Source organism: Spirosoma panaciterrae DSM 21099 (assembly GCF_000374025.1).
Lineage (GTDB): Bacteria > Bacteroidota > Bacteroidia > Cytophagales > Spirosomataceae > Spirosoma > Spirosoma panaciterrae.
On record NZ_KB893175.1, the window covers coordinates 215,103 to 226,327 of the forward strand.

Consider the following 11,225-nt stretch of genomic DNA (forward strand, 5'->3'; position numbering starts at 1 on the left):
ACTCAGAGTCAAAGTAGATGGGTGTATTTGTTTAAAGTAGATAACGAGCTTGTCAATTGGTTACACAGGTGAAATACTGGGCGAGGTCAGATTCCAGATCGCTCCATTCACAAACGCCTTGGCGTGTCGGAGCCGACCCGATAGCAGGTAAGTCCCAACATGTTTTGGAAAAACGAACGCACTGAAAAACAGGAAAAAGACCAGCCGTTGAAATACAGAACAATGACGTCGCATGAATAGAATACGATTGCGAGTCAGGTAATAGGTCCGCAAGGGACTATTCTGCCCAACCGATACAGATTCCTTATGCAGAATTGAGGCCGATGGTTGATAATAAATCAGAAAACCCGCATTCCGGATGCGCTGCGACCAATCGAGTTCTTCGTAATACAGAAAAAAACGCTCCGCAAATCGACCCACCCGCTCCACTACGTTTCGGCTGACCATCATCGCACAGCCATGAGCAAAGTAGGTGGGGTGAGGCTGATCGAACTGCCCATCGTCTTTTTGCTTAAATCCGATCGCCGTAGCTTGCCCGGTAAACATATTGATCGGATTATAGCCAGCATACTGAACCAACTGTGGCGCATCGAAAAAGCGAATTTTGGGGCAGGTCACGCCCACTTGTTCGTTCTCCATAAATGGCTTTAACAGTTCGTCGAGTAGGGTTGGTGATAGCTCCGTATCATTGTTTACAATGAAATAATAGTCACCTTTAGCTACCTGTATACCTAAATTATTACCACCCGTAAAACCCAGGTTTACTTCGCTTCGTACAATTTGGAGGGTAGGAAACAGGGTTGGGTCGATTGTAGCCTCAAACGGCTGAACGGAGGCATTGTCTACAACGATGATTTCATAATGCGGGTAGTTCAGTGTCTTGGCCGACTCCAGAAACTGCCGGGTTATTTCGGCCTGGTTGTAGTTTATCGTGATTATCGAAACAAAGGCCCGCTCGTTACGGCCCTCTACACGTTCTCTTTTTGCCATAAGCTGAAGAAGGTTCTCCAGATAATCAGGAGGTCCGTTTTGAGTGAGAACGTGTGTGAATATTCAATGTCGAGCAAAGTCCGCTCCCGATCCGACATGGGGCCTTTTCCTTTGGCCCGTTTTTGTACCTGCCAAAGACCTGTCAGACCCGCAGGGCCCGCAAATCGTTTGGCATACTCATCGGACGTGAGCTTTTCAGCTTCATAGAGTGGTAAGGGTCGGTTGCCGACCAGCGACATATCGCCCAGCAGGATATTGAACAACTGAGGCAACTCGTCGATGCTGCTATTGCGGAGGAACGATCCCAGCCGGGTTACGCGGGGGTCGTTTCGGAACTTCATAAATTTAGCTGAGGTCCTCGTTTCCTGTAAGTACGCTTTTTCGCAGATGGGTTTGTCTTGATCAAAAAGCAGACGTTGACAGGATATCCCCTGTGCTCGACAAGCACTGCAAAGGTGTTCCACATCATTGTTTGGAGTATTCGGACCTGTTGAGGGGGCATATATATTATAATCGGCAAGTTGATTCAATAATTGATCGGCTTCGACGCGCATTGTGCGAAACTTGTACATGTCGAATACATGGAAATTGGCACCGGCCCGCTTTGATTTATAAATTACAGGACCTTTAGAGTCCAGATAAATCAGCAGAGCTACCAGAAGCATCAGGGGAGATAATAAAACCAGGATAATCAGTGACACGCTGATGTCAATGACGCGTTTCCACCAGGGAGTTTTCGGATGCGTAAATGAGACAGAGCCAGTTCCCTGGGTCAGTAAGGTTCGTATATGGCTATTTAACGAGAGATAGTACTGTATTTTTGATTCGAGCTTACCGTTCTCTTCGTTGATAATCAGAATGTCTGTAGCACCAGTAATAAGGGCGGTGTGTAAAATCTGAGTTTTACCAAGACGGCAAGTGACCAGAAAAGGAACCAGGCGATAGTCTTCTTTATTACGAACAATAGCAGACATCGATTGGCCAGTATTCGTATCGGCAATGATTAAATCGACTTTCTGACTGTCGGTCAACCACTGTTCTGCATCTTTTTCGTCCCTGAACCGTACAACAGCACAGGTAGTGCCTGCTATGGTAGCGATGCGGTTGGCGATCAGATCGTCCTGCATGACCAGTAAGACACAAGAGTTTAACATTTTAGTTTCTAAAACGGACGTTGAATGGGGGTAATATGGTAGCTGACAGGCCGACATTGTTGGGTTGAGTAGCCTAATACCGATCAAAAAGACGAACTCTTTGAAACTTGGCAGGAATTAAGTGCGGATTTTTATTCGTGTTTTTTATTGGAATAATTATATTCCTTGAGGTATATACGAATACTAACAAGGTGTAAACCTTCCGTAAGCAGAACGAACTAGGTAGTCAGGCTTATGCGCTTTGGGACAATGGATAATTGCCAAAGAGCATCGACAAAAGTCGCGACTTCTGTTGCCAGAATGATTTGGTTCCGGTATCAGTAGTCAAGGGCATAAGTTGCCGATGAATTTCTTCGATGGGTAGTTCAATCCGCCGGAGTAAAGCATGTAGTTTTGCCTTGACTTCCAGAGGGTTAAATGGTTTGGAAAGAAATGCATCAACACCTTGTTCAAGGCACTGAATCCGAGTGGCACTATCCGATACGTTAGAGAGAATGACCACAGGTGTTTGTGAGGCCAGTCGGCTCATGCGAATAAGTTTGGTTAACTCAAGGCCATTGAAAAAAGTCAGATCCAGTTCCGTCAGCACACAATCAAAGCGATTTCCTTGAATTAGCAAACGGGCAGCTTCCTGCCCAGAATTGGCTACAGTAATCTTAAAATCTTTGCTAAGCGTTTCGACCAGAATGTTGACCACGTATGGGTTTTCATCCACAATCAGCAAATGATACCTGGCGTTCATTTGTAATGAAGTTAAAATTACTTATGGGTTAGATTTTAAATTTTTAGACTAGTAGAGCAATAACTGGTTACTTTTTATTGAAAAAAAAACTGCTTTATTGGCATGGACATACGTTGGATTTACCGGAAAAATTATACTTTATGCATTGTCATCTGCTGATTTGTTAGTTATGGTAATCGGTTGACAATAAAGAATTTATCAAAACAGCCTTCCTGAAAGTTTAATCCACTAAAGCGCTATCGCCCATAGACTATTGGCTAACTTGATAAAGTACAAAATTGATTAAACGGCAGTTGTTTTAATTCCGTTTTAATGTCCAGGTTTTTATCAACTTTGATTCTCTGCAACAATGCGGCTGCATCCTATCCGTTTTAGCACAAACCCGTATCTTTGACGTACGTATTAGTTGTTTTTATGAGCCAACCAACCCGATTTCAACGCCTGCGGCCTCATCTGATTGCCGTTTTGGGGCTATTTGTCCTAACCTTACTTTATTTCTCTCCTGTTTTATCGGGTAAAACCCTATCAATGCACGATGTTCAGGAAGCGTCGGCTGCTGCTCGTGAAATACGGGAAATCGCAAAACAAACCGGGGAAAAGCCACTTTGGACCGATGCCGTATTTAGTGGGATGCCCGGTTATATGATTGACTTCAATTATCCCTACATCTTAGTATATAAAGCGGTGATGGGAGTAATCAATATATTGCCGAATACAGCAAGTATCATTTTCGTCGTGATGCTCAGTATGTATATTCTCCTAACGGTGCTGGGGTGTAACGCCTGGCTCGCATCGTTAGGGGCGGCTGCCTATGGACTAGGTACATTTAGCATAGTGAGTCTTGAGGCTGGCCACGTTTCCAAGATTTTTGCCCTGGGTTATGGGGCGGGTATGCTGGCTGGGGTTATTCTGACCCTGCGTGGGCGTTACTGGTTAGGGGCTGCCCTGACCGGTCTCTTTCTGTCAATGGAGTTGGGCGCTAATCACATCCAGATTACGTATTATCTGTTCATGACGGTTGGCCTGTATGTTCTTATTGAGGGCATCGCTTTGTTCAGAAACGGTAAGAGTCGTCAACTGGCCATTGGATTAGTGACTTTGGTTGTCGTTGGGGCAATAGCGGCTGGAAGTTTCGGTAAACGATTGCTGGTTCTGAATCAATACACCAAAGAAACCATCCGGGGGAAATCGGAACTGACCGCAAAAACAACCAACCCTGACGGGAAAACACCCAGTAGTGAATCGAAAGGCGGACTAGACAAGGATTATGCCTTTACCTATAGTTATGGAAAAGCGGAAACGCTGACCCTTTTGATTCCAAGCGCATTCGGAGGGGCCTCAGGAGGAGGATTGACAACCGACTCGGAATTTTACAAGGCGATGGTTAATAGAGGAGTCGATCCGGGTTCGGCAAAACAATTGGCCGAATTGGGGGCGCCAACCTATTGGGGAGATCAGCCTATGGTAGGCGGGCCCGCCTATGCCGGTGCCGCTCTAATTTTCCTTTTTGTGCTAGGGATGTTTGTGATCCGGACCCCGATACGTTGGTGGCTGCTGAGTGCTACCTTGTTGATGGTGATGCTGGCCTGGGGTAAGAACCTGATGTTTTTCAACGAATTCCTGTTTGATTACCTGCCTTATCTAAACAAGTTTAGAGCCATGACAATGGCGTTTTGTCTGGCTCAGTTGTTTTTGGCGGCTGGCGCTGCCTTGGGAATACAGACCATTGTGAATGAAAAGCTTTCCCTGGCTCAACTGCGCCAGCCATTACTCATTAGTCTGGGTATTACGGGCGGGTTGGCCCTGGTGATGGCGGTCATGGGAGGGGCCTTCTTTAATTTTCAGACACCAAACGATGTCATGATCTTATCCAGGTACTTTGGGGATGCGGCTAAAGACTTTCTGGCCCCGCTCATTAGTGATCGGCAAGGCATGATGCGCTCGGATGCCTTCCGTTCCGCAATCCTGATTGTACTGACGGCTGGAGTTGTCTGGTTGTTTATTGCCGATAAAATCAAATCGACTTTGTTTTATTCACTGCTCCTGGCTGTAGTGATTTTCGATCTGTTTGCTGTTGATAAACGATTCCTGAACAACGCTGATTTCGTTCCCAAATCGCAGGTAACTACCATTTTCGAAGCAACTCCGGCCGATGAGCAGATTCTTCAGGATAAGTCGCTGGGGTATCGAGTATTTGACCAGACGGGCTCCTTTATGGAAAGCAACCGGGCTTCCTATTTCCATCGGTCGGTAGGTGGATACAACACCACCCGGCTTCGGCGCTACAATGAACTGATTAATTACGCCTTCCAGGCCAATACACTGCATCTGCTCAATATGCTGAATGCAAAGTATGTTATTCAGCAGGGACAGCCTGATCCGGCAAACCCACAACAACAAGGTGGGCCTGTTGTAATTCCGAACCCCGAAGTGCTGGGTGCTGCCTGGTTTGTAAGCACGGTTCAGCAGGTAGCTGATGCCGATGCGGAAATGGCGGCCATGAAAACCCTGAACCCGCGCGATTCGGCCGTTGTGGATAAGCGGTTTGCCACGCAGTTGGGTAATTTACCCTCGCAAATGGACCACACAGGTAGTACCATCCAATTGACGAACTATCGTCCTGATAAGCTGATCTATGAGACCAATGCGGTTCGGGATGGCCTGGTTGTGTTTTCGGAAGTCTATTATCGGGGCGAAGAGGACTGGCAGGCGTTTATTGATGGAAAGCCCGCTCCACATCTACGGGCCAATTACACATTACGAGCGATGCGTGTTCCGGCGGGTAAGCATACGATCGAGTTTCGGTTCGATCCACCCCTGGCCAAAACGGGCGACATGATTGATCTGATCTGTAATGTGCTCCTGATCGGGTTAATCGGCTTCGTTATTTTTTACGAAAACCGCAATCGGCCCGTTGGCCCTTCACCCCAGCCTGAAGTCGCTATCTCACCTGCGGTAGAGGCCCCGAAATCTTCTTCGACGAAATCAAATGCCCGAAAGGCATAGCAACTGCCAATATATTGCCCCTAAAAAAGCCCTGGCTATATCCTAGCCAGGGCTTTTTTAGGGGCAATAATTACTTTTTAGAGGGAGGTTGAGTTGCCGTTTTTTTCGCACCTGACCGCTTGGGTTTCTGTGGACGGGTTTTGCCATACGACCCCATAGAAATTTTACCTTTCCGAGTTTTGCTATCGCCTTTGCCCATACGTCGAGATTCGTTTAGTTGAATTAGTTTTATATTTTATTTGAAAAAGTCAAAATTGTTGAAATTTACTGGTCATACCGTCTGTCCGTAACCAGCAAGCCGATCGCCATTAGTAGAAGATGAGATGAGTTACTTTCGAAAAAAAAACGTCTCCTGGCACTTGTTTGAGGCAGTTTTCGCTCAAAAAAAGGGTTGTATATATGCTCAGTTTTTTAACTATACATGTAACATACTTTCAAATGTTTATTATACGGCTATAAGGGTAAATAAGAATTAACATTATTGTTTATTAAATAAATTAAGTAATTTTTTTTAGTAGTTTTGTAGGTAAACAAAATAGCCTATTATTGTGATTTTTAGCAATTCATCTATATGAAAATAAGGCAATCCAGATTTTCGGCAAATAACTGGGAAACAGTTTCTGAATCTCCTGATTTTTTAGCCGAGAAGGCACAACTCGTACTAGCTTTCGGAGGGCGGAAATTGTTGGAAACAATAGATGCTTATGGTTATTTACGGGAAATTTATCCAAATGCCCAAATTGTTATTAATTCTACATCCGGCGAAATTTTAGCTGATAAAGTTTATGATGATACCTTGGTGGTAACATCAGTATGGTTCGAAAAGTCGATGGTACGAACCGTGCAGTTTGATATCAGCAATCATAAAGATAGCGGACGAGTTGGCGAACAGGTCGCACAGGCACTCGATGGGGAAGAACTGGCCGGTATCATTCTTATTTCGGATGGTGGCGTAGTGAATGGAAGTGAACTTACAGGAGCAGCCAACCGATGCCTGAATCGGCTGGTGCCTGTCATTGGTGGTTTAGCAGGGGACGCTGACCGATTTGAGCGGACCCTGGTTGGCGCTAACCAGAATCCTGAATCCGGTAAAGTAGTGGGTATCGGATTGTATGGCCAGGAATTGAAAATCGGTCATGGAACCATGGGAGGGTGGGATGTTTTCGGACCCGAACGTGAAGTAACAAAGTCGACCTATAATGAGCTTTACCAGATCGACGACCGGAGCGCGCTGGATCTGTACAAAGATTATTTAGGTAAATATGCTGAAGGATTGCCCGGCACAGCCTTACTTTTCCCCTTGTCGATTAAAATAACACCGGAATCAAGGCCGCTCGTTCGCACGATTTTATCCATCGATGAATCGGCAAAAAGTATGACGTTTGCCGGTGATATTCCAGAAGGGTCAACAGTTCGGTTTATGCGGCCGAATCTGGATCGGTTGGTTGAAGCTTCGGCAACGGCTGCCCAAAACTCATTGACACAATTGGGTGCTACTCCCGAGCTTGCCTTATTGATTAGCTGCGTAGGCCGAAAGTTGGTGTTAGGGCAGCGAACGGAAGAGGAGGTGGAAGTAGCCCGAGGGATTTTTGGAAGTAAGCCCTGTATGACCGGCTTCTACTCCTACGGTGAAATTGCACCAGCAGGGCCTAATTCGCCAGGCGAACTGCATAATCAAACTATGACCATAACCATTTTCTCGGAGCAGTAAGGAATGAATGAGGCATCGTTACATAAAACATTAGTACGTCAGATAAACCGGCATTTGACCAAAGAATGCCTTCAGAATGAAAATCTGCAGCAGTTTATTCAGTCGGTCAATGAGTCTTATCAGAACTTTGCCCGCGATAATGAACTTCTGGAGCATTCGGCACTCCTAAACGATCGGGAGTATTCGAAAGTCAATCAGCGATTGAAAGAAGAGGTGAGCCAGCGCCGGGAATCGGTCGAAAAACTGATGGAGGCTATTGTGCTGATTGAAGTGCCCGAAGGGGAGTCGATTGCCGATTTTGACAATGATAATCTGGTTGGGCTGGTTAATTTTCTGCAACGGCAGATCGAGTACCGGAAAACTATCGAGGCTGAGTTAAGGCAGGCCAAGGATGAAGCCGAGAAAGCTACGCAGGCCAAGTCGGACTTCCTGTCGATGATGAGCCATGAAATTCGTACTCCCCTCAATGGGATTGTCGGTATGACGTATCTGATGCTTCAGGAAGAAGTGCCGCCAACGATGGTCGAAAATCTGAAAACGCTTCAGTTCTCGATCGAACACCTGCAAGCCCTGATCAACGATATTCTGGACTTCAGCAAGATCGAAGCCGGAAAAGTGGAACTCGAAGAAACTACGTTCGATTTCAAACAACTGGTTTCGAATATTAAACGGGCGCAGCAGGCAAAAGCCCAGGAAAAAGGGAACCGGATTCGACTGATGATCGATGATGATATTCCCAATGCGCTGATTGGCGATTCACTTCGAATAGGGCAGGTACTTACCAATCTGGTTTCCAATGCGATCAAGTTTACGCATCATGGAACGATCACCATCGAACTGGCCCTGGAAAACCGCACCGAAGAAATGGCCTCCATCTTTGTGTCGGTTCAGGATACCGGAATCGGTATTGCCGCCGATAAACAGGAAGCCATTTTTAATATGTTTACTCAGGCCAACTCGGCCACTACCCGTAAGTTTGGTGGAACAGGACTTGGGCTCGTCATTACTAAAAAGTTACTGGAGTTGTACGGAAGTGCAATTCGGGTCGATAGCCAGGAGGGTAAAGGGGCTACATTCTCATTTATATTAAACTTACCGATTAGCCAATCGGCTGCCGTTACGCTGGCCGTTCCCGATACAGTGGATGAGAAAACGCTGAAAGGGCTGCATATTCTGCTGGTTGAAGATTATCCTGTCAATGTGAAGGTGGCTTTGAAGTTTCTTCACAAATGGGGAATCGAGGTGGATACCGCCGAAAATGGGCAGGTGGGTGTTGATAAATGCCGGGCCAACAACTATGATCTGGTGCTGATGGACTTGCAGATGCCCGTGATGGATGGCTACACGGCTGCCGCAGAAATCCGGAAAATGAATTCCCGAATCCCCATTGTTGCCTTGACAGCCTCAGCTACGTTTAGCAATCGCGACCGGGCAGTACATGTAGGAATGGATGATTATGTCACCAAACCATTCAATCCTAAAGATTTATTTAATAAAATTGCAAAGTATAGCCAGCGTATTCCCGGCAATTGATCGGTTGGCGAAACGTTTCTTCGTATTTATCTAAGGTACTTAACCATGGAAAATTTTAATTCGGCTAGTTTGCATACTATCGATTATGGTCGTTTAAATGAACTATATGACGGCGATAACGAGCAGATAGCCAGTCTTTTCGAACTGTTTCTGGACGAGGTTTTTCCTGATTTTCGAGAAATAGAAATGGAAATCGATCGGCAAAACTGGGTGGAGGTGGCTAAAACAGCGCACAAAATGCTGCCCTGGGTTGGCATGGTTGGCCTGACTGCTTTAGAAGCCAAACTCCGTAGCATAGAAGCCCAGGCAAAAACAGACCCTAATCCAGAAGCAATACGATCAGCCTGGAATCAGTTTAAGTTTGGTCTTGACAAGGCCATGCCTTTGATTCGGGAAGAGCTGACCCGGCTGACAAGCTAAGCTGTCAGAAATCGATAAACTGTTTCGACCCTTATTTAGAAGCCCTTCGACCAGTCGAAGGGCTTCTGTCATTCCTGCTAAAAATGGGTATTAAACGATCCTATGCCGTTTCCTGCTGTGATTCTGACGTTTCTGTGTGCGGGGTGTGCAGGAATTTTTTGCCAGCCTGCTTGAAGTTGAGGAGTGTACGCATCATACTAAGAATGAGTTGCGGCAACACCATAAAGTCACTGATCGAGATTTTACGCCAGAGGTATAAGGGGATAGACATGGCCAGACTGAATGATAATACGCCAATCAACCCAGCCGAAAAGACCAGGAAAGCCGGATTATATATAACCAGGTTGACGAAAAAAAGAAGGCAGACCGCCACCAATAATAAGGTGCGGGGGAGGAGTAACGATTTCAGCAACGCGTTGAATGCATGGATATTTCCCCGGGTTAACTGGTTCATTCCAATGGCAAAGTACTCCTTAATAAAGTAAACCTGAGCGGCAGTCCAGCGAGTACGCTGGCGCTCAAAAACCGCTATGTTCTGCACTTTCTCATCGAAAATAAATGCTTTGTGCAGATACCCAATTTTAATGCCTTCTATCAAAAGCAGCATTTCAAGCTCTTTGTCATAGCCACTGACGGTCTGAATCTGGTTCATGGCTCGTTTCATGACTGTAGGCTCAAAGCCCATCCCGGAGCCAATCAACGTAGCCGATAAACCCAACGCGCGCTGCCCTGCCCGGAACAAATTATTATTGACCTCTTCATTCATGGCGTCGAAGATAGCCACGCTCGTGTTGGTGTTTTTGGCCACCCGGTGCCCCTGAATTGCTTTCCAGCCTTTTTCAAACGCCTGATTGATGCGTTGTAAAAAATCAGTAGCCATGTGGTTATCAGCATCCGAAATAACGATGATGTCGTAATAGTTTTCCGGAAGAGCATTTAGGGCAAAACGAATTGACTTCTGAACGGTCGATTGTTCAAACTCAACAGGGATGATTTTGATTGGATAAGTGGCTAATTGCTCCAGGGTTTCAGGCTGAAACGAATCGGCAATGACGATCAGATCGTACCACTCGGCCGGATACGACTGCTTAAGATTGGCGACCACAGAGCCTAGGATCACACTATCTTCCTTATAGGCGGGTATCAATACGGCAATACGGCGAAGGGTACCCTGCACAGGAAGCGAATCGTCGGCCTTACCAACTCGGCCCGCTACAGCGCTTAGAAACAAGTAAAGAACATTGAATACCAGATAGCTAGTAACCAGTAAGAGAATCAAATAGTAGAGAGATGCTATCATGCGAAGGCCTTTGGTGATATTGTCGCTTAAAGCCAAAATAACACAAAAAAAATATAAATAAGAAATACGGTATCTTATGTGTTTATTTAATTTGCTATATGGTAAATAAGTAGTCCTCGGTTATTGGTTTGCATTAAAAGCACTGAAGTTGATGATCAGCTTTCTACCCACATTCACCAAACAGCGATTTAAGGCATAGGCTAAATCATCACTAGTCAAATAATCCTCAGGTCTTAGCCAGCCTCCTTTCAGATGACGCCATAGGGTTTCAGCAAGGTTAAGATGAGGGCAGTAAGCAGGCAAGAAAAACAGGTACAAACCTCTGGCTTCCCAAATCGGACGCATCCCTTGGATGTAGCCCGCTGTGTG

General features: G+C 45.9%; 10 protein-coding genes. 4 read left to right on the forward strand and 6 right to left on the reverse strand.

What is annotated here, in order from left to right:
* Positions 1 to 60 precede the first annotated feature (60 nt).
* The 3 genes from B153_RS0107520 to B153_RS0107530 all read right to left on the reverse strand — a co-directional run bounded on the left by B153_RS0107520 (position 61) and on the right by B153_RS0107530 (position 2,886).
* On the reverse strand, positions 61 to 990 hold the full coding sequence (locus B153_RS0107520; RefSeq protein WP_020596081.1) for a glycosyltransferase family 2 protein: 930 nt from the start codon (positions 988 to 990) through the stop codon (positions 61 to 63).
* The gene (locus B153_RS38685) at positions 969 to 2,144 is read right to left on the reverse strand and encodes a sugar transferase (RefSeq protein WP_051097232.1); all 1,176 of its coding nucleotides are present in this window, start codon (positions 2,142 to 2,144) and stop codon (positions 969 to 971) included. Before B153_RS38685 ends, B153_RS0107520 begins: the two co-directional genes overlap by 22 nt.
* Positions 2,145 to 2,376: 232 nt before the next feature.
* The gene (locus tag B153_RS0107530; RefSeq protein WP_020596083.1) at positions 2,377 to 2,886 is read right to left on the reverse strand and encodes a response regulator transcription factor; all 510 of its coding nucleotides are present in this window, start codon (positions 2,884 to 2,886) and stop codon (positions 2,377 to 2,379) included.
* A 414-nt stretch (positions 2,887 to 3,300) separates the two neighbouring features.
* Here B153_RS0107530 and B153_RS0107535 point away from each other — a divergent pair, with 414 nt between their 5' ends.
* Positions 3,301 to 5,892, forward strand: a complete 2,592-nt coding sequence (locus B153_RS0107535; RefSeq protein ID WP_020596084.1) for a glycosyltransferase family protein — start codon at positions 3,301 to 3,303, stop codon at positions 5,890 to 5,892.
* 70 nt (positions 5,893 to 5,962) lie between these two features.
* On the opposite strand, the gene B153_RS38690 is transcribed toward B153_RS0107535, so the two are convergent.
* Entirely contained in the window at positions 5,963 to 6,091 is a 129-nt protein-coding gene (locus tag B153_RS38690) for a 30S ribosomal protein THX (protein WP_020596085.1), read from the reverse strand.
* 372 nt (positions 6,092 to 6,463) lie between these two features.
* On the opposite strand from B153_RS38690, the gene B153_RS0107545 reads away from it, so the two are divergent.
* Genes B153_RS0107545 through B153_RS0107555 form a run of 3 tightly spaced genes read left to right on the forward strand, consistent with a single transcriptional unit; the run spans position 6,464 to position 9,556 of the window.
* Entirely contained in the window at positions 6,464 to 7,603 is a 1,140-nt protein-coding gene (locus B153_RS0107545; protein ID WP_020596086.1) for an FIST signal transduction protein, read from the forward strand.
* Positions 7,604 to 7,657: 54 nt separating this feature from the next.
* The gene (locus B153_RS0107550; RefSeq protein WP_245564845.1) at positions 7,658 to 9,136 is read left to right on the forward strand and encodes a response regulator; all 1,479 of its coding nucleotides are present in this window, start codon (positions 7,658 to 7,660) and stop codon (positions 9,134 to 9,136) included.
* 45 nt (positions 9,137 to 9,181) lie between these two features.
* On the forward strand, positions 9,182 to 9,556 hold the full coding sequence (locus B153_RS0107555; protein ID WP_020596088.1) for an Hpt domain-containing protein: 375 nt from the start codon (positions 9,182 to 9,184) through the stop codon (positions 9,554 to 9,556).
* A 100-nt stretch (positions 9,557 to 9,656) separates the two neighbouring features.
* Here the strand turns inward: B153_RS0107555 and B153_RS0107560 are convergent, their stop codons facing one another.
* Both B153_RS0107560 and B153_RS37195 read right to left on the reverse strand, forming a co-directional pair.
* On the reverse strand, positions 9,657 to 10,856 hold the full coding sequence (locus B153_RS0107560; protein WP_020596089.1) for a glycosyltransferase family 2 protein: 1,200 nt from the start codon (positions 10,854 to 10,856) through the stop codon (positions 9,657 to 9,659).
* Positions 10,857 to 10,976: 120 nt separating this feature from the next.
* Positions 10,977 to 11,225 (reverse strand): transposase (locus B153_RS37195; RefSeq protein WP_020596090.1); only part of this gene is annotated, 249 nt, incomplete at its 5' end.